20 protein-coding genes and 1 pseudogene are annotated in these 20031 nt (G+C 71.4%); 8 read left to right on the forward strand and 13 right to left on the reverse strand.

Translation table 11 applies throughout. The features are described 5' to 3' along the window. Positions 1–97 precede the first annotated feature (97 nt). The gene (locus ABD224_RS09185; protein ID WP_344048870.1) at positions 98–271 is read left to right on the forward strand and encodes a hypothetical protein; all 174 of its coding nucleotides are present in this window, start codon (positions 98–100) and stop codon (positions 269–271) included. A gap of 53 nt (positions 272–324) precedes the next feature. Further along, complete coding sequence (locus tag ABD224_RS09190; RefSeq protein WP_344048872.1) at positions 325–807, forward strand: GNAT family N-acetyltransferase; 483 nt, start codon at positions 325–327, stop codon at positions 805–807. Positions 808–1105: 298 nt separating this feature from the next. On the opposite strand, the gene ABD224_RS09195 is transcribed toward ABD224_RS09190, so the two are convergent. From ABD224_RS09195 to ABD224_RS09205, 3 genes are all read right to left on the reverse strand, one after another. After that, complete coding sequence (locus ABD224_RS09195) at positions 1106–2563, reverse strand: hypothetical protein (RefSeq protein WP_344048874.1); 1458 nt, start codon at positions 2561–2563, stop codon at positions 1106–1108. A gap of 283 nt (positions 2564–2846) precedes the next feature. Beyond that, positions 2847–3008, reverse strand: coding sequence for a hypothetical protein (locus ABD224_RS09200; RefSeq protein WP_425580946.1), 162 nt, complete (start codon positions 3006–3008; stop codon positions 2847–2849). Continuing rightward, positions 3005–4426, reverse strand: coding sequence for a lipase maturation factor family protein (locus ABD224_RS09205; RefSeq protein ID WP_344048876.1), 1422 nt, complete (start codon positions 4424–4426; stop codon positions 3005–3007). The genes ABD224_RS09200 and ABD224_RS09205 overlap by 4 nt, the downstream gene beginning before the upstream one ends. A gap of 240 nt (positions 4427–4666) precedes the next feature. Here ABD224_RS09205 and ABD224_RS09210 point away from each other — a divergent pair, with 240 nt between their 5' ends. After that, positions 4667–6406, forward strand: a complete 1740-nt coding sequence (locus ABD224_RS09210) for a SpoIIE family protein phosphatase (protein ID WP_425580947.1) — start codon at positions 4667–4669, stop codon at positions 6404–6406. Between the two features lie 251 nt (positions 6407–6657). On the opposite strand, the gene ABD224_RS09215 is transcribed toward ABD224_RS09210, so the two are convergent. From ABD224_RS09215 to ABD224_RS09225, 3 genes are all read right to left on the reverse strand, one after another. Beyond that, positions 6658–7308, reverse strand: coding sequence for a zf-HC2 domain-containing protein (locus tag ABD224_RS09215; RefSeq protein ID WP_344048878.1), 651 nt, complete (start codon positions 7306–7308; stop codon positions 6658–6660). A 141-nt stretch (positions 7309–7449) separates the two neighbouring features. Next, positions 7450–7968 carry a hypothetical protein gene (locus ABD224_RS09220; protein ID WP_344048880.1) on the reverse strand — a complete coding sequence of 173 codons (519 nt, stop codon included), beginning with the start codon at positions 7966–7968 and terminating at the stop codon, positions 7450–7452. A gap of 140 nt (positions 7969–8108) precedes the next feature. Next, the gene (locus ABD224_RS09225) at positions 8109–8657 is read right to left on the reverse strand and encodes a sigma-70 family RNA polymerase sigma factor (RefSeq protein ID WP_344048882.1); all 549 of its coding nucleotides are present in this window, start codon (positions 8655–8657) and stop codon (positions 8109–8111) included. A 221-nt stretch (positions 8658–8878) separates the two neighbouring features. On the opposite strand from ABD224_RS09225, the gene ABD224_RS09230 reads away from it, so the two are divergent. Beyond that, complete coding sequence (locus tag ABD224_RS09230) at positions 8879–10060, forward strand: CapA family protein (RefSeq protein ID WP_344048884.1); 1182 nt, start codon at positions 8879–8881, stop codon at positions 10058–10060. A gap of 27 nt (positions 10061–10087) precedes the next feature. On the opposite strand, the gene ABD224_RS09235 is transcribed toward ABD224_RS09230, so the two are convergent. Beyond that, on the reverse strand, positions 10088–10561 hold the full coding sequence (locus ABD224_RS09235; RefSeq protein WP_344048886.1) for a MarR family winged helix-turn-helix transcriptional regulator: 474 nt from the start codon (positions 10559–10561) through the stop codon (positions 10088–10090). A 57-nt stretch (positions 10562–10618) separates the two neighbouring features. On the opposite strand from ABD224_RS09235, the gene ABD224_RS09240 reads away from it, so the two are divergent. After that, complete coding sequence (locus tag ABD224_RS09240; RefSeq protein WP_344048888.1) at positions 10619–11443, forward strand: alpha/beta fold hydrolase; 825 nt, start codon at positions 10619–10621, stop codon at positions 11441–11443. Between the two features lie 9 nt (positions 11444–11452). Here ABD224_RS09240 and ABD224_RS09245 read toward each other — a convergent pair whose 3' ends face one another. Beyond that, entirely contained in the window at positions 11453–12865 is a 1413-nt protein-coding gene (locus ABD224_RS09245; RefSeq protein ID WP_344048890.1) for an amino acid permease, read from the reverse strand. A gap of 127 nt (positions 12866–12992) precedes the next feature. Then, positions 12993–13237, reverse strand: a pseudogene (locus ABD224_RS09250) (hypothetical protein). A 173-nt stretch (positions 13238–13410) separates the two neighbouring features. Here ABD224_RS09250 and ABD224_RS09255 point away from each other — a divergent pair. Further along, positions 13411–14256 (forward strand): polysaccharide deacetylase family protein, encoded by an 846-nt coding sequence (locus ABD224_RS09255; RefSeq protein WP_344048893.1) that lies wholly within the window; start codon positions 13411–13413, stop codon positions 14254–14256. Between the two features lie 99 nt (positions 14257–14355). Here the strand turns inward: ABD224_RS09255 and ABD224_RS09260 are convergent, their stop codons facing one another. Further along, positions 14356–15039 (reverse strand): class F sortase, encoded by a 684-nt coding sequence (locus ABD224_RS09260; protein WP_344048895.1) that lies wholly within the window; start codon positions 15037–15039, stop codon positions 14356–14358. A gap of 697 nt (positions 15040–15736) precedes the next feature. On the opposite strand from ABD224_RS09260, the gene ABD224_RS09265 reads away from it, so the two are divergent. Beyond that, entirely contained in the window at positions 15737–16387 is a 651-nt protein-coding gene (locus tag ABD224_RS09265; RefSeq protein ID WP_344048897.1) for a hypothetical protein, read from the forward strand. Between the two features lie 202 nt (positions 16388–16589). Here ABD224_RS09265 and ABD224_RS09270 read toward each other — a convergent pair whose 3' ends face one another. From ABD224_RS09270 to ABD224_RS09280, 3 genes are all read right to left on the reverse strand, one after another. Then, positions 16590–17006, reverse strand: coding sequence for a hypothetical protein (locus tag ABD224_RS09270; protein WP_344048899.1), 417 nt, complete (start codon positions 17004–17006; stop codon positions 16590–16592). A gap of 202 nt (positions 17007–17208) precedes the next feature. Further along, on the reverse strand, positions 17209–17973 hold the full coding sequence (locus ABD224_RS09275) for a bestrophin-like domain (protein ID WP_344048901.1): 765 nt from the start codon (positions 17971–17973) through the stop codon (positions 17209–17211). 16 nt (positions 17974–17989) lie between these two features. Further along, a complete protein-coding gene (locus ABD224_RS09280; RefSeq protein WP_344048903.1) occupies positions 17990–18118 on the reverse strand; it encodes a hypothetical protein in 129 nt (42 codons plus the stop codon). A 788-nt stretch (positions 18119–18906) separates the two neighbouring features. On the opposite strand from ABD224_RS09280, the gene ABD224_RS09285 reads away from it, so the two are divergent. Next, a complete protein-coding gene (locus ABD224_RS09285) occupies positions 18907–19848 on the forward strand; it encodes an SCO0930 family lipoprotein (protein WP_344048905.1) in 942 nt (313 codons plus the stop codon). Positions 19849–20031 lie beyond the last annotated feature (183 nt).

Here is a 20031-nt window from a genome sequence, read left to right on the forward strand (position 1 = left end):
TCCGAGATGCCGATGAAGCAAGACCCGAACGGGCGTCAGGTGCCGCCGCGCGAACGGCCGGATGCCCCGAGGGTGACCGACACATAAGGAGTGCGCGGTGACACCGGAGAAGACGAATCCCGACGAGCAGCCCACGGAACACACGGAGCGCACCAGCCGGAAGCCCGGGGACCTCGGCAGCCTCGACGTGTGGGCCCGGTCCGCTCCGATCCGCCTGGCGGGTTACGAGGACGACCTCGCCGAGCCGCACATCCTGCGCAGCGTGGACTGACCCGGCGGGCATCACCGTGTTCACCGATCACATGGTGTGCGAAACTCGCACCCATGCTGATCAGGGAAGCCACAGCCGACGACTGGCCGCACATCTGGCCCTTCTGGCATCGGATCGTCGCCGCCGCCGAGACCTACAGCTGGGACCCGGACACCTCGGAGGAGGAGGCCCGGGAGCTGTGGATGAATCCGGCCAAACGGGTGTACGTCGCCGAGGACGACACCGGGGCGGTCGTCGGCTCCGCCTATCTCACGCCCAACTACGGCGGCCCCGCCGCCCGTATCGCCAACGCGGGCTTCATGGTCGACCCCGACCGGTCCGGCCAGGGCATCGGCCGGGCCCTCGCCGAGCACGTCCTCGCGGCCGCCAAGGCCGCCGGCTACCGGGGCATGGTCTTCAACGCCGTCGTGGAGACCAACCCGGCCGTCAAGCTGTGGAGCTCCCTCGGCTTCCGGATCATCGGAACGGTGCCGGAGGCGTTCGAGCACCCCCGGCACGGCCTGGTCGGGCTGCACATCATGTACAAGGCGCTCTGAGGGGGGTGTTTTCCGGCTCCGGCCGTGCGGTCTGTCCGCCTGGATGATCCGGGGTGCGGCGTCTGGCGGGTGGGCCGACGGCACTGCCGGGAGGGGGGTGGTCCGCTTCCGTCGACGATGGCGGCGGAAGCACTGTTCTGCTCCGGTTGGTGCGGGTCACGGCGGTGACGGAGGCTCCGGCGAGCCCGGCAGAGCTCATCCGACCCGGTCGCTCGTCCCCCGATGGCCCGGCGCTCGAACACGTGGTCCGGCAGCCTCGAAGGCTGCCGGACCACGGTGAGTTGTGCGGTGCTGTCGCTCAGCCGGTGCAGCCGGGGACGGCTCCTGGCGGGGCGCAGTTGTTGGGCTTGTTGAGAGTGACTGTGGTGCCGTTCAGTGTGACGGTTCCGGACGCTTCGAAGATGCCGCCCCCGTCACCGGCCTTGTTGCGTGTGACGGTGCTGTTGTTGAGCGTCGTGGAGCCGACGGCGTTGAAGAGGCCTCCGCCGCGGGCGGTGCCGCCGTTGGAGACACGGACGGTGTTCTCGCTGATCTTGGTCCCTTCGATCAGCGCGGTGCCGCCGGTCCCGTTGTTGATGCCGCCGCCCTGGGCACTGCCGCCGCCGGACGCCTCGGCGATGTTGCCGCGCACCGTGCTGTTGCGCAGGGTGAAGTTGCCGTCGGAGGCGACCTGGATTCCGCCCCCCACCGCGGTGCCGCCGTTCGGGGCGGTGGCGATGTTGTCGGTGACGCGGGTGTCGGTCACGGTCAGAAGGGCGTTGTTCGCGACTCCACCGCCCTGAGCGAAGCCGCCCGGGGCGCTGGCGGTGTTGTTGCGGATGACGCTGCCGGTCACGGTCATCGTGTCCGGTGGGATGGCGCCGTTGGCCAGAGCGGCACGCGCGAAGCCGCCCGGGGCGCTGGCCTGGTTGTGGGCGATGGTGGTCTTCTCGATCGTCGCCCGGGCGAAGGTGACGAGGCCGGCGCCGAACGCGAAGCTCTGGGTGTTCTGGGTGACGCGGACGACGTTGTGGGTGAAGCGGCTGCCCTTCACCAGCAGCGGCCCATTGCTGGAGAGCCCGCCGCCCGCGGCGCTGCTCTGGGCCGTGCCGTTGTAGACGGCGGTGTTTCCGCTGACCTCGGTGTCGTTCAAGGTCGCCGTGCCGGTGCCCGCGCCGGTACCGGTCTCGATGCCGCCGCCCTCGGCGAAGGCGTCGGACTCGGCGGTGTTGTCGATCACCCGGCTGTGGTTCACTGTCAGCGGGCCGAGGCTGGAAATGCCGCCCCCACAAGCCCCTCCCGGGAAGTTGGGGCAGTCCGTCGCCTTGCCGCCGCTGATGGTGACCTTGTTGAGCGTCAGGCTTCCCGTGGTGGCCACGAGAAGGATGCGGAAGGCGGGGGCGGACTTGGCGCGCGTGATCGTCGCGCCGTGGCCGCTGCCGCCGGCTTTGTGGCTGCTGCCGCCGTTGATGGTGATGTCGCTGGTGATGGTCGGCAGGCCGTTGGCGGGGTTGGCGGCATCAGGGGCCGTCAGCTTGTAGGTGCACTTGGGGTCCAGATTGAGGGTGTCGGGGCCCGGTGAGCTGTTGGCCGCATTGATCGCATTGACGAGGGCCGGGACCGAGCACGGCACGGAGATGGTGGCCGCGTGGGCGACCGGTCCTGGAAGGGTGCCTCCGGCCAGGGCCGTCAGGCCGGCGGCGGCCAGGAGCCGGGTGGGACGCAAGCGCCGGCCGCCGAGGAGACGACCATGCGCTCGGAAGTTCTGCCACGACATCAAGGAGTTCCTCTCTTTCCCGCACCGGAAGGCTCTCCCGCACCGGAAGGCGCCCCTTCGGGCGTGCTTCGACCAGCGTCCGGGCGGCCGTCCCTCGCGGGCTGTTGACATGGCGGGCCGGAGCCAACCCGATCACGAGCCCCTGCCGCGAGCTCCCTGATGCGGCGCAAACCCGTCCGTGTCCACTGGAACGGGGGCAATTCCCCTGGTCCGTTCGTGCCGGCGGCAGCCGGGTGCCGGCGCTCCTGGGGATGTCCCAGGTCCGAGGACACGCTTCAAGGGCTCACAGACCGGCCGTCCGCCGCCACGGGCGCAGGGCCCCGAGCCGCTCCGCCAGGGCCGGCGGATCCGCCTCCGAGCCCGGACGGCCCACCGGCCGTACGGCGCAGAGGGCGCCGGAGGGCGGCGCGCCGGACGGCACGGCCATCGCGGGCCGGCCGGTCACGAGCGCAGCGCGGTTTCGGGCAGCCGGGTCGGCGGCAGGTACTCCCGCACATAGGTGCGGTCCCAGCAGGCGCCCGTCGCGCGCAGCTCCCGCCGGCTGGTGTAGCGGTAGCGGAACAGACGGGCGCGGACGTAGCGCGGTGGACTGTCGGGCGGGAAGGGGGAACGGCGCAGCAGCTTCAGGGTGTCGCGGTCGTTCTTCAGGAGCCGTTCCACCAGCGCACCGAACCAGACGCCGGCGTACGCCGGGGACAGCGCCGCGAACCACATCAGCCAGTCCAGCCGCAGATGGTAGGGCGCGAACTGGCGGGGCCAGCGCCGGGGGTCACCGGGCTTGCCCCGGAACTCGTACTCCCGCCAGTCCGCGTCCTCGCCCGGTGTGTCGTCCGGCGTGCCCTCGATCACCACCTCGTAGCGGACACGGCTGACGCTGCCGAACGCGCCGTAGGTGTTGACCAGGTGCAGCGGGTCGAAGGAGCGGTTCATGACCTGACGGCGGGAGACCATGTTCACCACGGGGCGGTAGCTGAGGAACACCACTAGCGCGGCGACGGCGAGCACCACGATCTCGTACCACAGGGGTGCCGCCGGCAGGGACGGCGGGCTCCCCGGGAACCGGACGGCCGACAGCGCCAGCGCGATCGTGAGCCAGTTCAGCCAGGAGAAGTTCCCGGACAGCACCAGCCACAGCTGGGTGACGATCATCAGTGCGGCCGCGACCGTGGCGATCGGCTGCGGGGCGAACAGCAGAAACGGCACCACCAGCTGCGTGACGTGGTTGGCGGCCACCTCGGCTTTGTGCAGGGGCCCGGGCAGATGGTGGAAGAACCAGCTCAGCGGCCCCGGCATCGGCTGTGTCTCGTGGTGATGGTGCAGACAGGTCAGCTTCCGCCAGCACGCGTCGCCGCGCATCTTGATCAGCCCGGCGCCGAACTCGACGCGGAAGAGGAGCCAGCGCAGCAGGAACAGCACCACCACGGGCGGGGCCACCTCGTCGTTGCCGAGGAAGACCGCCAGGAACCCGGTCTCCAGCAGCAGCGACTCCCAGCCGAAGGCGTACCAGGTCTGCCCGACGTTGACGATCGACAGATACAGCGCCCAGGGCACCAGCCACAGCAGCATCCCGCCCCACAGCGGCAGCCAGGAGTCCAGCCCCGCGAGCAGCGCCGCCGACACCGCGCACCCGGTCCACGCGACCGCCGCGCAGAATCGGTCGGAGTAGTGCAGATGGAACAGGCTCGGCGCCCGGCCGAACGGGACCTGCTCGACGAAACGGGGGATCGGCAGCATGCCGCGCTCACCGAGCAGCGCCCGGAACTGCAGGGCCGCCGTCAGGAACGCGACCAGATACACCGCGGCCAGTGCCCGCTGGAAGACCAGCCGGCTCAGCCAGTACTCGGGTGCGGTGAACCATTCCACGGCCGTGCGCTCCGCTTTCTCGGCTTTCTCGGCTTTCTCGGCTTTCTCGGCTTTCTTGGCCTGCGGCCCGGCGTGCCCCGGCGCGGGACACCGGACTCCGGCCACGGTCCGGGTCCGCCTCGCCCGTCCGGATGCTCTCGGCGAGCGAGGGGGAAACAGGTGCGGCACATAATGGTGACGGACCCCGGCTACCCCGTCCCCGGCTCGAAAAATCCGACAGAACCTGGCAAGGTGTCGCCCATGGCCGAACAGGGAGCGTCCTCCCTGTCCCTCTCGGAGGACTGGCCGGCCCACCCGGACCCCATCCTGGCGCTCAACCGCATGGGCAGCTTCGACTGGGACCTGGACGCCGGTCTGGTGCACATGGACGCCCAGGCGCACCGGATTTTCGACGTCACCCCCGAGGAGTACGACGGCCGCCCGGATCTCCTGGGCGACCGGCTGCTGCGGTCCGACCGCGAGCGCTTGGACTCGCTGGTGGCCCGGACGATGAAGGACGGCCGCGAGAACTACGGGGGCTATGTCCGGGTGCGCCGCCGCAGCGGCACCTTCCGCTGGACCTATGTCCAGGGCTACATCCGCCGTGACGACACGGGCCGCCCGCGCAGGATCATCGGGATCATCCGGGACGCCACCGAGGAACTCGACGAGAGCGTCGCCCGCCGTGAGAGGGCCGCCCGGGACACCGCCCGGCGCGAGTGGACCAACGTCGTGGAGGCCGCCACCACCGCCCTCGCCCGCGCGCACACCGTCCAGGACGTCATCGACGTCGTCAAGGACACCCATGGCCTGGCCCTCCTCGGGGCCAGGAGCCTGGTCCTCGGCCTGGTGGAGGGCGACCGCATCCGGCTGGTCGCGGAGGGACCCGAGGGCGCCTCGGTGCCCGGCACCCGCGTCACCCGGGTCGACGAGCCCTACCCGATGAGCGAGGCCGTACGCACCCTCGCCCCCCGTTTCATCGAGTCCCCGGAGGACTTCGCCGAGCGCTACCCCGTCCTGTGGCCGCACCTCACCGGCCTGGGCATCACCTCCGCCGCCTATCTGCCGCTGATCGCCCACGCCCGCCCGATCGGCGGCATGGGCCTGCTCTACAGCGACCGGCGCGGCTTCTCGCCGGAGGAGCGCGACCTTCTCATCAGCCTCGGCAGCAGCATCGCCCAGAGCCTGCAGCGGGCCATGCTCTACGAGCGGGAGAAGGATCTCGCCCAGGGCCTGCAGCAGGCCATGCTGCCGCGCACCATCCCCAGCGTGCCCGGCGCCGACGTCGCCGTCCGCTACCGCTCCGGTTACGCGTACGGCTCCCTCGGCCGCGACATCGGCGGCGACTGGTACGACCTCATCCCGCTGCCCGGCGACCGGGTCGGCGCCGTCATCGGCGATGTGCAGGGCCACGACACGCACGCCGCCGCCATCATGGGCCAGCTGCGCATCGTGCTGCGCGCCTACGCCGCCGAGGGCCACGCGCCGGCCACCGTGATGGCCCGCTCCTCCGTCTTCCTGCACGAACTCGACACCGACCGCTTCGCCACCTGCCTGTACGCGGAGGCGGACCTGTCCACCGGCGCCGTCCAGCTGGTCCGCGCCGGGCACATCGACCCGCTGGTGCGAAAGGACGACGGCTGCCACCGGGTCGTCGTCGAGGGCGGTCTGCCGCTCGGCCTGTCCGCCGAGTTCGACAGCCTGGAGTACCCGGTCGGCACCATGGAGCTCGGCCCCGGACAGTCCCTGGTGCTGTGCACCGACGGTCTGATCGAGTGGCCCGGCACCGACCTCGACGACGGCATGCGCACCCTCATCGAGTCCGTCGTCGAGGGACCCGAGGACGCGGAGCAGCTCGCCGACCGGCTCATCGACCTGGCCGAGGAGCGCGGCAGTGACGACGACGTGGCCCTGCTGGTGCTGCGTCGCCGTGGGCCCGGCGAGGCGGTGGCCCGTCGACCGGATCCGGCGGCACAGGGCCCGGCACCCTCCAGGCCCTGAACCGGGCCCGGCGCACAGTCCGCGCCGCGGTGCGCTCGCAGGGCCTGCGCGAGCACGCGCACGGGACCGGATCCGTGACCGGTGCATCACTCACCTGTGCTCTGGTGCGCATCAGCGCACGGGTGAGCGATGCACCGGCAGGGTCCTCGACGGGCACCGGCCGGCGGGGGAGGGGTGTGAGGAGGTGTGGGGGGTGAGGGTGGGGGTGGCAGGAACAGGGGGTGGGGGAGAGGGACGGAAGAGGCCGGGGTTCAGTGGACGTCCAGGGTCACCAGGCGCTGCCCCCGGTCCGTGCGCACCTCGAAGTGGTCGATCTCGTCCGGGTGCATCGTCGTACCGGCGGACATCGTGTGGGCCCGGCCGTCGCGCGTGGGCACCTTCCAGCCGGCCACGGTCTGCTCCGAGCTGTCGCGGCCGACCACGACCAGCCGGCAGGAGCGGGGACCGGCCCCGTCCTTGACCCGCACCTCGATGGCGCTGCCCCAGTCCCGGTCCGCGGCCTTGACCTCGGCCCACACCCCGGTGCTCGCGTCGGTGGCCGCCACCTGGACGGGCCTGTCGTCCTGTCCCGCGGCGAGCACCACCGCCGAGCCGCTCACGGCGAGCACCACCGAGGCGGCCAGGGCATACAGCAGCCGCCGCCGTCCGGCCCGGCGTCTGCGCGCCACTTCGCCGACCAGCCGGTCCAGCAGCCCGGGGCCGGGCTGGGTCATGGGGTGCACGAAGCGCGGCGTGGCCCTGCGGTACAGCATCAGCTGCCGTGTCGTCGGTCCGAACTCGGCGACGTGCGCCGCGCAGCGAGGGCACTCCATGAGGTGGTCCTCGAAGCGGAAGGCTTCCGCCTCGTCCAGCACGCCGAGCGCGTACGCGCCGACGTCGCCATGTCTTTCCAGGGACCTCATGCCGAATCCTCGTGCCTTCGGGTGGGGGTGGGGTGACTGCTTGCTCCCACCCGTACGCAGCGGACGGCTGAATCACTCAGGCAGGCACCGAATCGTAATCAAAGAGGTTCGGAGCGGCCGGGCCCGCGGATTGGCCGGAATCTAAAAAAGATGGATGGCGAGATGTCCGAGGGGCAGTCCGAGCTGCCAGGCGGGCGTCCACACCTTGGGTCCCTCGTCCTCTCCGACCGCCCCGGCGATGCCGCCCGGCACCGCGTCCAGGTCGGGCGCGAGCAGCTCGGTCTCCCGCAGCCACCGCCAGGCCGCCTCGGCCAGCGCCAGGTCGGGGGAGTGCGTCCCGCGGGCGTGCGCGTCGGCCGCGAGGTCGGCCAGCCGCTCGCACACCCAGTCCTGCCACGGCTGGTCGTAGGCGGTCAGCGACAGCCAGGTCTCCAGCTGTGAGACCACCCGGGTGCCGGAGAGCTCGCCGCCGGGGTCGGAGAGGAAGACGGTGAGCGCCAGCGCGTCCCGCCCGGCGCGGAACTCGAAGGACGACGGCGGCATCAGGTCGCCGGTCCGCAGCAGTTCGTCCGCGATGTACTCGGCGTACAACCACGCCATGGGGACGGTCAGTTCACCGCCGCCATGGCCGTCCGTGCTCTCTTGCCCTCTGTGCTGCATTCCTTCCTGCCTTCCTCCTGTGCGCGTTCCCGGCCCGGCCCCGGATGGGGGACTCGTCCGGAACACGGTTGAGGACAGCCGATTACCCGACGAAGGTCCGCAGCAAGGCGCTTTACGAAGACTTGACCCTGAAGTCGGTTTCATCGCAGGTCGGCCGCGTATCCCGGGAGCATCCGGCGCAGGGCGCGCAGCGCGTAGAACGCACGGGACTTCACGGTACCGGGCGGAATTCCCAGCGTTCGGGCGGCCTCCGCCACACTGGCCCCCTGGAAGTACATCAGCATCAGGACTTCACGGTGTTCCGGGGTGAGGGTCTTCACGGCCTCCCGTACGTCCAGCATCGCGGCGGCCCGCTCGGCGTGATCGGCGATGACCCGCACGTTCTCCAGATCGGCGTCCCCGACCTCCGGCGGCCGCGCCTGCCGGGCCCGGCGTGCGTCGATGGCGAGCCGGCGTGCGACGGTCAGCAGCCAGGGCCGTACGGAGTCGAAGGCGTCGGCGCGCAGCGCCTCGGGGTGCTGCCAGGCCCGCACGAGCGTCTCCTGCAACAGGTCCTCGGCACGCTGGCGGTCGCCGTCGCACAGGCGCAGCAGCAGCGCGAACAGCGGCCGCCCGTGCTCGCGCTGCAGGGCGGCGAGTTCGTGCTCGGCGGTCGTCGTGGTGTGCGAGAGAGTGATTCCGGCCGTCATGGCCGTATGGCATCGCAGAGGGCCGTACGGGGACAGGGAACGTGCACCGCTGTGCGACGGACGGTCGATCGTGTCGCCGAACGGTTCGACGAACGGTTCATCAGCCCCCTGTCGGCCCCTCGCTGTCCGTCGGACGGGCCAACGACGCACTGATCCCGTTTGCGGAAGCCGTCAGCTTCGTACCCATTTGTCTGTCCATACGACCGCTGTGGGGTGAACCGATGATCGCACGCAGACGGCAGGTGGGTCTGGTCGTGACGGCCCTCCTCGCCGCGGCCGCCGCCTGCCAGAACCATCACAGGGAGCAGCAGCACGCCTCGTCCGGACGTCCGGCCCCGTCGGCGTCGCGCACCGCGACGGCGCCCTCCGCGGGGGCGCCCTCCGCGTTCACGCTCGTCGCCTCCGGCAGCATCCTGCCGGACCCCTCGGTCGTCGACAGGGCCCGCTTCGACGGGGGCGGCGTGAGCCACGACTTCCGGCCGATGCTCGAGGACGTCCGGTCCGTCGTCTCCCGGGCCGACCTGGCGCTGTGTCACCTCGGCGTCCCGCTCGGCATGAACGTCCCCCACCCCGCCGCACCCCGTCCCGTGTCCCCGCCCGAGCTGGCCCAGGCACTCGCCGCGACGGGCTACGACAGCTGCTCCACCGCCTCCGAACACACCCTCGACGCCGGCATGGAGGGCGTCCGGTACACCCTGGACGTCCTCGACCAGGTGGGGGTGCGGCACGCCGGATCGGCCCGGGGCGAGGCCGAGGCACGCGGCACGCTCCTGCGGGCGGGCGGTGCGCTGGTCGCCCATCTGGCCTACACCGCCGACTCGAACGTTCCGCCCCCGCCCGGGCAGCCGTGGGCCGTCCGCCTGATCGACGAGGACCAGATCCTCGCCGACGCGAAAGCCGCCCGCGCGGCGGGCGCCGACGTCGTGGTCGTGTCCCTGCACTGGGGCCCGGCCTGGCAGGAGGCGCCCGACAAGCAGCAGACCGACCTGGCCCGCAGGCTCACCGGGGCGCGGACCGGCGGCCGCCCCGACATCGACCTGATCCTCGGGACCCGCGCCCATGTTCCGCAGCCGTACGAGAAGATCAACGGTACCTGGGTGGTCTACGGCACCGGCGACCAGATCGCCGGACAGCCGGCCGGCGAACGCACCCCGCGGGATGTGCGCTCCCGCCAGAGCACCCTCGCCCGCTTCACCTTCGCCCCGCCCGCCCGGCCGGGCGGGCGCTGGGAGGTGGCCCGTGCCGAGTTCCTCCCCGAGATGTTCGACCCGGACGCCGGCCGGGTGGTGAACGTGGGCGAGGCCATCGCCCGGGGCGCCGACCTGCAGGGGGTGCGGGACCGGCTCCAGACCGTGGTGCTCGGCCGGGGCGCGGCGAAGGACGGGCTGATGATGGGGCGGTGACGGGCCGGCGACGGGGCGGTGACGCGGTCAGTCGACGTCCACGTGGCCGAAGAGCGCGAGCATCTCGCGGAGGACGCGCAGACATGCCTCCACATCGGCCTGTGTCAGATCGCCCCCGACCTGACGCAGCAGCAGGTGCTCCCGGGTGAGCACCGCGGTGATCGCGGCCCGGCCCGCGTCCGTGAGCCGGATCAGCGGCGAGCGCCGGTGGGCCGGGTTCGGCACGCTCTCCACCAGGCCGCGCGCCGCCGCGTCGTTCACCATGCGCTGCACGAACTGCCGGCTGATCGCCTGCGCGCGTCCCATCTGCGGGACGGTCATCGGCCCGTGCTTGTGCAGCAGGTCGAGGACGGCCCGTATGCCGACGGACAGTCCTGCCGCGGCCTGGTCCTGCTCCACCTTGCGCTGCACACGCCGGTAGAGCGGGCCCACCAGGTCGAACACCTCGGTGAGGCGACGGCCGAGTTCGTCCGGGGGGAGAGGGGCATGGAGATCGTTCACCCGACCATCATGACACCTTGGTTGTCAAAATGGCGAGAAGATGACACCTTGATTGTCATGAGTGCTGTTGCGGATCTTCGTTTCTTCCCCTCCTCGGACGGCGACCTCGCCTACCTCGACCAGGGCAGCGGGGACCTGGTCGTCCTGCTGCACTCCGGATGGGTCGACCACCGGGTCTTCGACGCCCAGATCGCGGCGCTGGCCCCGGAGTTCCGGGTCGTCGCCCCGGACGTACGCGGCCACGGCTTCTCCGCCAACGCGACCAGGCCCTTCCGGTGGGCCGACGACCTCGCCGGACTGCTGCGCCACCTCGACGCCGGCCCCGCGGCCCTCGTCGGCCTCTCGATGGGCGGGGCCATCGCCACCGACACCGTGATCGAGTACCCGGAACTGGTCCGCGGGGTGATCGTCTGCGGCGCCGCGACCAGCGAGTTCCGGTACACCGACCCCTGGGCGCAGCGGATGCAGGCCGACTGCCTCCGCGCCCTGGGCGCCGGTGACATCGACCGCTGGCTCACGGCGCTCCTGGGCTTCGCGGCCGGCCAGAGCCGCACCCCCGGCGACCTCGGCCCGGACATTCCGCGCCGGCTGCGCGAGATGGCGCTGCACACCCTGTCCAAGCACACCCCCGACGAGAAGGACTGGCACGTCCCCCTGACGGACACCTGGGCACGCGTGCCGGAGATCGCCGTCCCGGTGCTCACCGTCAACGGCGCCCTCGACGCGCCCGACCTGATCGCCGAGGCCGAGCGCCTCGCCCGTACCGTCCCCGACGGCCGCTCCACGACGATCGAGGGCACCGCGCACTACCCGAACCTGGAGCGGCCGGAGGTCTTCAACGGGATCGTCGCGGACTTCCTCCGCGCGCTTCCGGCCCGCTGACGGCGCCCCCTAACGCCTGGCCAGTTCCGAGTGCCGGTACGAGTACGCGAAATAGAACACGCACCCCACGAGGAACCACACCGCGAACCGCACCCAGGTCTGCCACTGCAGGAAGGTGATCAGCCAGATCGAGAAGACCACGCCCAGCCCCGGCACGAACGGCATCCACGGGGTGCGGAAGCCGCGCGGCAGGTCCGGCTGCCGGTAGCGCAGCACGATCACCGCCGTGCACACCACCACGAACGCCAGCAGGATGCCGATGTTGGTCAGTTCGGCCGCCTCCGCGATCGGCAGGAAGCCTGCGATGGCGGCCGACGCCACCCCGACGATCCAGGTCACACGGGTCGGCACATGCCGTGTGGGGTGCGTCTTCGCGAACCACCTGGGCAGCAGCCCGTCCCGGGACATGGCGAACCACACCCGGGTCACCCCCAGCATGAACGTGAACATCACCGTGAGGATGCCGATGATCGCGCCCACCGCGATCAGGTCCGCCAGCCGGTTCAGCCCCACCGACTGGAACGCGGTCGAGAAACCGCTCTCCTTGTCGATGTACCGGTAGTTCTGCATACCGGTCAGCACCAGACAGGCCGCCACGTACAGGACCATCGCGATCACCAGCGAGTAGATGATCGCCTTCGGCATGTGCCGCTGCGCGTCCTTGGACTCCTCGGCCGCCGTCGACATCGCGTCGTAGCCGAAGACCGCGAAGAACACGGTCGCCGCACCCGTGAACGCCCCGCCGATCCCGTAGGGGAAGAACGGGTGGTAGTTGGCGGTGGTGATGTGGAAGGCACCGACCAGAACCACCACCAGCACCACCAGCACCTTCAGCCCCACGACGAACGTCTCGAAGCGGGCCGCGTTGCGGATGCCAAGGGTCAGCAGCCAGGCGATGAGCAGGCACAGGAGCGCCGCGAACAGATCCACCTTGTGCCCGGCGCCGGTGCCGGGCGCGCCCAGCATCCAGGCGGGCAGATCCGCGCCCAGGCTCTCGATCAGGAAGCCGAAGTAGCCGGAGATGCCGATCGCGACCACGGCCACGATCGCCGTGTACTCCAGCAGCAGGTCCCAGCCGATGAACCAGCCGGCGAACTCGCCGAGCACCGCGTAGCCGTAGGTGTAGGCCGAGCCCGCCTTCGGGATCAGTCCCGCGAACTCGGCGTACGACAGGGCGGCCGCCGCACTGGCCACGCCCGCGATGAGGAAGGACACCAGCACCGCGGGGCCCGCCGTGCCGTTGGCCACCGTGCCGGCGAGGGTGAAGATGCCCGCGCCGATGATGCCGCCCACGCCGATCGCCGTGAGCTGCCACAGCCCGAGCGTCCGCTCCAGCCGGGGGCCCTCGGCGGCTTCCGTCTCCTCGATGTGTTCAATGGGTTTGCGGCGGAAAATGCCCTCACCCGCCCGGAGTCCCGCCATGTGCCTCACCTCTTCGCATACGGCAACGGCTGACGGCGGATCGTACCGGCCCGGTACCGCCGGGGAGGAGAGAATCGCCACGCATACGGCCGGACCGGGGCGAGGCGACAACCGGTCGGGCCCACGGCTACGGCACCGCCGTCACCGGCCATCGTCCCGCCTTGACCAGGCGGACCGCGACCGGGCCGACGATCCGGTGGCCGGCCCGCTCGGAGGCGTCCACCACCGCGTCCGCCCGCAGGGGGCGGCGGCCCGCAGGGAGGAGTCGGAGCCGTCCGCACCGACGAGGACGACCTTCGGCCCGTCCGTTCCCCGCCCGAACCGGTGCGCCCGCGGCTCGTCCCGCTCCGGCTGCCCGTGCTGCTCCGTCACTCTTACGAGGCCGGGGAGGCCAGGGGAGGTGTGTGGACCGTGCCATGGACCGCGGGGTCCGGTAGCGTTCCGGGGTTCCAAGGAGGTGTGCCGACCGGGGGACGCTGGGCCGGGCGGGTGTTTTTCGTGCCGTTGTGCCCGTGGAGCGGTGGCGAGCCGGTCACTGATGAGTCATGCAGAAGGATCAGTTGCTCACGCGGCGCCGGGCATTGTTCGCCGGAGCCACCGCTCTCGGGGCGGCGGGAGCGGCCGGCACGGCCGGTCTGCTGCTCTCCGGTTCCTCCGGGCCCGCCCCCGCCCCTGCCGCGGGTCCCCCGGCGCACCGCTCCTTCAATCCCTCCGCCTACCGCCTCCTGCCCATGGCCGGCGGCGGCCGGCCGCACGAGCCCCTGACCACTCCTGTACGGCCTCCTGTACGGCGCGCACCGATCCTGCGCATGTCCGGCCGGGGCCGCACCATGCTGCTGACGTTCGACGACGGCCCCAACCCCGACTACACCCCGCGCATCCTGGACATCCTCGCGAAGTACAACGTCCGGGCGACCTTCTTCGTGTGCGGCGAGATGGCCGACTGGAACAAGGACCTGCTGGCCCGGATGGCCGACGAGGGGCACGCCGTCGGCAACCACACCTGGACCCACCCGCTGCTCACCAGGCGCACCCGGCGGCAGATCCGCGTGGAGCTGGAGAGCACCTGCGACATCATCGAAAAGGCGTACGGGCAGCGGCCCCAGTGGTTCCGCGCCCCCTACGGCGCCTGGAACCGGACGGTCTTCCAGGTGGAGGCCGAGCTGGGCATGGAACCGCTGGCCTGGACGGTCGACAGCCTCGACTGGACCACCCCGGGCACCAGCACGATCGTCCGGCGCATCGAGCGCGGGGCGGGGTCCGGGGTCGTGGTGCTCTCCCACGACGCCGGAGGCGACCGTACGCAGACCGTCCGCGCGCTGCGCACCTACCTTCCGCGGCTGCTGGACGAGGGCTACCAGTTCACCGTGCCGCACCGGGCCCAGACCTGACGCGTCCGCCCCACCGGTGCCTGGCCGACCGGTGCCCGGTCGACCGGTGCCCGCCTGGCCGGTGTCCGTCCGACGGGTGCCCGCCTGGCCGGGGTCCCCTCAGCGGACTCCGACCAGGCGGGCGAACACGACGACGTTTCCCTGATACCCGGTGGCCTCGTTGTAGCCGCCGCCGCAGGTGATGACCCGCAGTTCCGGCGTTCCCTTCGAGCCGTACACGCGGTCGCCGGGAAAGTTCTCCTTCTTGAACACCTCGACGCCGTACACCTCGAATACGGCCGTCTTTCCGTCCTGCCGGTGAATTTCGACGCGGTTTCCCTTCTGCACGGCGCCGAGCCCGTAGAACACCGCGGGTCCCGCCGAATTGTCCACATGGCCGTCGATGACGGCGGTGCCTTTCTCCCCCGGTGTGACCGCACCGGTGAACCAGCCGGCCAGATTGGGGTTCTCCGGCGGCGGCGCGGCGATCCAGCCGTCCTTGTCCACCCCGACCGGTGTGATGGGCGCGTCGACCTGGATCACGGGGATTCTGATCCGGTCGGGCACCGAACGGGGCAGGACGAGCTGAGGGGCCGTGCTCGCGGCCGAGGGGCTCGGTGTGCTGCTCGGATCGGGTGCGGCCGCCGTCGCGGGCTGGGGCGGGCCGACGTCGAACTCCCCCGAGCCGTTGCGGATGAGAGCGAGTCCGGTCAGCAGAACGAGCGCTATCACGCCCCATGGGGCACGCTTCTTTCGTGTCTCCTGCTCCTCCTCGGCGAACCGGAACCGCTCGCTCACAGACATTCACCATCCCCTTTCGACGCGGCCGTCGCCGTGTCATTCGCGCATACATGAACGCTATGTCCGGCGCGCGCGACCGGCGACGGGACGGACGCGAACGGGTGCCCCGCGCTTTTTCCGTGCGCCATCCGAGTCGCGCCACACGGGTCATTTCTGACGGTCCGTGACCTGCGGGGACATTCAACGGAGTGATGTCCCGGCGGTGTTCGCTCACCAGGACGGGCGAGCGTCGACATGCGCACCCGTACAGGGCATCCGAGGGTTGCGTTCGGGAGGCGCTGTCTCGCCGATCGTCCGGGTACGAGTCCCCGGGCCGCCTTCCGCGGAGGATCACATGCGTACTGCTCGTACCCTGTCGGCGCCTTTGGCGGTACTGGCCGCGGCGGTCGCCACCGCCGGACTCGCCGCTCCGGAGGCCATGGCGCAGGGCGGTGCTCTGCCGAGGGTCATCAGGGACGGCGGGGTGGGAGTGGGGCCCACCCCAGGACCTGGAGTGCCGGGAGCGGTGCCCGGTGTTCCGGGAGTCGGGCCCGGTGGGGTTCCGGGAGCGGTGCCGGGTGTTCCGGGAGTAGGGCCTGGTGGTGTTCCGGGGGTCGGGCCCGGTGGGGTTCCGGGGGTGGCTCCCGGTGTTCCCGGATTCGGTCCTGGTGTTCCCGGGTTCGGTCCTGGGGTCCCCGGATTCGGCCCCGGGGTTCCCGGAGTGGGGCCGGGCATCGGTCCCGGCCACGGTGGGCTCGGTGGCGAGGGCCGGGGGCGTGGCCCGGGCGGCGGATTCGGCGACAACCGGGGCGGGGGCAACGGGCGGGGGCCGGGCGGCGACTTCGACGGTTTCGGCCATGGCCGGGGCGGCGACGGCTTCGGCGACGGTCCGGGCTTCGACCCGGACTTCGGCCCGGGTGATGGTCCGGGGGGTGGCTGGGGCGGTGGGGGCGGCCACGGCCCGGCCGGCATCCGCAACATCGTGGCCACACCTGGCGTGATCGCCCGCGGCGGACAGCTGGCGGTCACGGTCGAGGGCTGCCGCAACGGCGGTGCCGTGGAGTCGCTCGCGTTTGCGAGGACACCGCTGCGACCGGTCAGCGACTTCGGGGACAGGGCCAGGGCCATCGCGACCATCCGCGAGGACGTCCACCCCGGGACGTACGACATCACGGCCGAGTGCGACGGCCAGAAGCTGATCCGTCCGCAGGCCTTCACCGTCATCGGCGGAGTCCGGGGCGGCATCGGCGGCGGCACCGTCACCGGTGCCACCCCGGCCGACATGGCCATCGGCGGCGGGCTGCTGGCCGCGGGCACCATCGGCGGCGGCATGTTCTGGCTGCGCCGTCGGCGCGCCGTCAGGCGCGTCTGACGCCGTCCGCCGCGGTCCCCGGGCTCCGGCCTCCGCCCGCGCGGAGGCCGGAGCCCTCTTCATGCGCTGTGAGCTCCTGTGTGGCAAGCCCCTGAGGGCAAGGTCTTCCGCATGACCTTCCGCACCTTCCGCACAACAAGGTCTTCGCCCCGGACCCGAGGGAGTCCGGGGCGAAGACCTGTGCCGAGGAAGGGAACGCCCGTCAGGCGGTGCTTCCTCCCTCGTCGGTGCGACGGCGGGAGAGGTAGTACGCCGCGCCGACCGAGCCGGCGACGAGCACGGTGCCCGTTCCGATCGCCTTGAGGTCGACACCGGAACCGGACCCGCCCTCGCCCGCCCGGATGCCATGGCGGAAGTGCTCCGGCCGGTGTCCGCCGTGACCGCCGTGACCGCCGAAACGGTCCTCGTCCTCTCCGCCGTAGCGGCCGTGACCGCCTCCGCCGCCGGGGCCGCCGCCTCCGCCGTATCCTCCCCCGCCGTAGCGGCCGTCGCCCCCGTAGGAGCGGCTGTCGCTTCCGTAGGAGTGGTCGTCACCGCCGTAGGCGACGGCGGCCGGTGCGGAGAAGGTGAGGGCGCCGAGCCCCAGCAGCGCGGCCGAGATGACGCGTATTACGCGCATGATGAATCCTCCGGTCCCCGAGGAGCAGCTGCGGACCCTTTCCGCCTGTGGTGGACATGCACCTCGATGACCGAAACGCTAGGAAGGTGTCCGCTGGGGCGCGATCGCACCCGGGCGAACGGGGCAATGCTGTGGGCTGCGCAGGGGACGTCGTTCCTGCGGGCAGGGAACGGAACTGATGTCCCGTCATGCTGTCGGACCGTCAGTCCGGAAGGTGCGGGAACAGGGTCAGGAAGGGATCGGTCGTCGCCGACATCCCGCGGCTGTAGGGGGCGTCGAAGTCCCAGATCAGGAAGAGCAGAAAAGCGATCAGCGCGGAGAACAGGCCTGCGAGGACCAGTTCGCGCGGTGTGCGCCGGATCTGCAGTGCGAACACCATCCCGATGGTGATGACGGCTCCCGAGATCAGCCCGAACCACACCACGCCCGGCATCGTCGGCCCGATGGCGTCGGCGCGTGCGGTGCGGGCCTGGGCGGCGGCGGCCACCTGGTCCACCAGCGGCTGGTAGGCCTGTGCCTCGAAGTCCGACTTCGGCTGGTAGTCGGTGACGTCGGCGCGGAGGCGGGCGAGCAGTTCGTCGCCCCGCTCGGTGAGCCGGCCGTGGTCGGTCATGCTCTTCCACTCGGTGGTGACGACATGTCCGACGTAGGCGTCGACGTCGGCGCGGATCCGGTCGCGGACGTCGGACGGGTAGACGCGGACGCGCTCGGAGACCTCGTACAGCGCCTGGGCCTCCGCCTGGACATGGTCCTGGGCGGCGGAGCGTGCCTCCCAGACGCCGGCGATGGCCAGGCCCAGGACGATGGCGTACACCACGCCGATCCACATCGTCATGTACTCGATGACGTCCGGGGTCTCGCTGGGATCCTCGTCCTCGCCCTTCCTGCGGTGCCGTACGAAGGTGATGACGATGACCACCGTGCAGGCGGCCAGCATCGCCAGCGTGAGAACAAGCCATTCCGACAACGGGTTCCTCCAGGAGTCAGCGCGGGCGGAGCGTGGCCACGGCGACCAGCGCGGGCACCGCGATGAGCAGGACGTAGGTGAGCGGCGACGGACTGCGCCGCGGCGCCGGCCGCGGCGGCTGGGAGCGGTGACGCGGGTAGGTCACCGGCGCGATGGAGGGCGGGGGTGGGGGAGCCGGTCGCGTGGCCGGGGGCGGCGACGGCGGGGGAGGCGGAGGTGCGGGCCGGGGCCGGGAGGTCTCGAGAACCGGTCGCGGGGACGGAGGAGGGGGAGGCGTGGGGGCCAGGGTGGGGCGTGGCTTCGGCGGGGCCGGCCGGGGAGCGGGCTTGGGCGGAGAGGGCTCGGGCGTGGGTGTCGGCGTGGGTGTGGGCGTCGGGGTCGGATCCGGCGTGGGCGTCGGGTCGGGTGCAGGGGGCGGTGGGGGACTCGGGGAGGGCGACGGCGTCGGCTGAGGGCAGGGGGGCGGCAGCGAGGGCCAGGGACCGCTGCCGGCCACCGCCACCGCCGTCATCGCGTCCGGGCCCAGGGAGGCGTATGCGCAGGCGTCGGCCGCGGCCGGGGCGGCCGGCCCGCCCACGCATGCCAGGGCCAGGACCGCCGGCGTCAACACCCTCAGCATCGGGGCGAATCGGGTCGGTTCAGGTCGTTGCACTCCATGCACGAGCGAGATCATGAGCTCTGGCGGGCCGAGGCGCGCCGCGGTGCCCGTGGATTGCCCCCGAAGGAGGGAAACAGCAGGTCAAGAGGTTTGAGCGGCCGATCGGCGCTCCGCCGTGGAGGAGCACGCGCGTACGGGTGGCCGGAGCGTGTCACAGGTTCCGGAAAGAAATTTCCGCCGCCGTTGAACACAACCGGCTTCCCCGTGCGTACCCAGTGTCGTGCGACGGCGCAGCAAGGCGCTGCGACATCCCTTTGGAGCATGTGGAGTTGACGATGAACACCTCCTGGCGGAGCGCCTCACTCGCGGCGGCTGCCGTGGCTGTGCTGGCGCTGATGACGGCGTGCGGTCAGGAAACCACTCCTTCGGTGGGCAGCCAGGTGGGTGCGACGGCCGGCGTCGGTGATCTCGGCAACGCCGGAACGGGCACCGGCACCGGGATCGGCGCCAGCAACCAGCAGGGCGCCGCGGGTGCGTCGAAGCCCGCCGGAGAGCTCAAGGTCTCCACCAACGCGGAACTGGGCGAGGTGGTGACGGACAGCGCCGGGATGACCCTGTACCGCTTCGACATGGACACGGCCGAGCCTCCGAAGTCCAACTGCGACGGCGACTGCGCCGCGGCCTGGCCGCCCGTTCCTGCCGACGACGCCACCGCCGGCGCCGGTATCGACAAGTCCCTGCTCGGGGAGGTCACCCGCTCCGACGGCACCAAGCAGCTGACGATCGGCGGCTGGCCCGCGTACCGCTACGCCAAGGACACCAAGGCCGGCGAGATCAACGGCCAGGGAGTGAACGGCAAGTGGTTCGCCCTGGCGCCCACGGGCAAGAAGGCCTCGCCGGCGAACCTGCCGGGTCTGTCGGTGAGGAGGACCGAGCTGGGTGACGTCGTCGTCGACAGGAACGGCATGACGGTCTACCGCTTCTCCAAGGACCAGGCATGGCCCAAGCCGGTCTCCGCCTGCACCGGTTCCTGCCTGGAGAAGTGGCCGGCCGTGGCGCCCGTCGACGAGAACGACGTCAAGGGCATCGCGAAGAAGGGCCTGATGTCCTTCACCCGGCCGGACGGGGTCAAGCAGATGACCATCAACTGCTGGCCCATCTACACCTTCTCCGGGGACAAGAAGCCCGGGGACGTCAACGGTCATGGCGTCGGCGGCACCTGGTTCGCCGTCGCGCCCGACGGCAAGCTGATCAAAGCGTCGAAGCAGGGACAGTAGGAAGGAACAGGAGGAACAAGAGCAACAGCAGGAGCAACAGGAGCAACAGGGATAACGGGTACACAGGAATAACAGGGACAGCAGGGACAGCTTTATCGAGTCAGGGCAGACCGGCCGCCCCCTCCGCGCCGCAGCGAGGGGGCGGCCTGTCGTGTGCGCGAAAAAAAAAAAGGGGCGCCCGGC

The sequence above is a fragment of the Streptomyces thermoalcalitolerans genome, from assembly GCF_039525155.1.
GTDB lineage: Bacteria > Actinomycetota > Actinomycetes > Streptomycetales > Streptomycetaceae > Streptomyces > Streptomyces thermovulgaris.

Coding starts and splice junctions, on each gene's coding strand:
- ABD224_RS09210 (WP_425580947.1), top strand. CDS start 4,667: ATGGCCGAACAGGGAGCGTCCTCCCTGTCCCTCTCGGAGGACTGGCCG.
- ABD224_RS09270 (WP_344048899.1), bottom strand. CDS start 17,006: ATGCGCGTAATACGCGTCATCTCGGCCGCGCTGCTGGGGCTCGGCGCC.
- ABD224_RS09220 (WP_344048880.1), bottom strand. CDS start 7,968: ATGCAGCACAGAGGGCAAGAGAGCACGGACGGCCATGGCGGCGGTGAA.
- ABD224_RS09215 (WP_344048878.1), bottom strand. CDS start 7,308: ATGAGGTCCCTGGAAAGACATGGCGACGTCGGCGCGTACGCGCTCGGC.
- ABD224_RS09225 (WP_344048882.1), bottom strand. CDS start 8,657: ATGACGGCCGGAATCACTCTCTCGCACACCACGACGACCGCCGAGCAC.
- ABD224_RS09285 (WP_344048905.1), top strand. CDS start 18,907: ATGAACACCTCCTGGCGGAGCGCCTCACTCGCGGCGGCTGCCGTGGCT.
- ABD224_RS09240 (WP_344048888.1), top strand. CDS start 10,619: ATGAGTGCTGTTGCGGATCTTCGTTTCTTCCCCTCCTCGGACGGCGAC.
- ABD224_RS09260 (WP_344048895.1), bottom strand. CDS start 15,039: ATGTCTGTGAGCGAGCGGTTCCGGTTCGCCGAGGAGGAGCAGGAGACA.
- ABD224_RS09190 (WP_344048872.1), top strand. CDS start 325: ATGCTGATCAGGGAAGCCACAGCCGACGACTGGCCGCACATCTGGCCC.
- ABD224_RS09230 (WP_344048884.1), top strand. CDS start 8,879: ATGATCGCACGCAGACGGCAGGTGGGTCTGGTCGTGACGGCCCTCCTC.
- ABD224_RS09245 (WP_344048890.1), bottom strand. CDS start 12,865: ATGGCGGGACTCCGGGCGGGTGAGGGCATTTTCCGCCGCAAACCCATT.
- ABD224_RS09255 (WP_344048893.1), top strand. CDS start 13,411: ATGCAGAAGGATCAGTTGCTCACGCGGCGCCGGGCATTGTTCGCCGGA.
- ABD224_RS09195 (WP_344048874.1), bottom strand. CDS start 2,563: ATGTCGTGGCAGAACTTCCGAGCGCATGGTCGTCTCCTCGGCGGCCGG.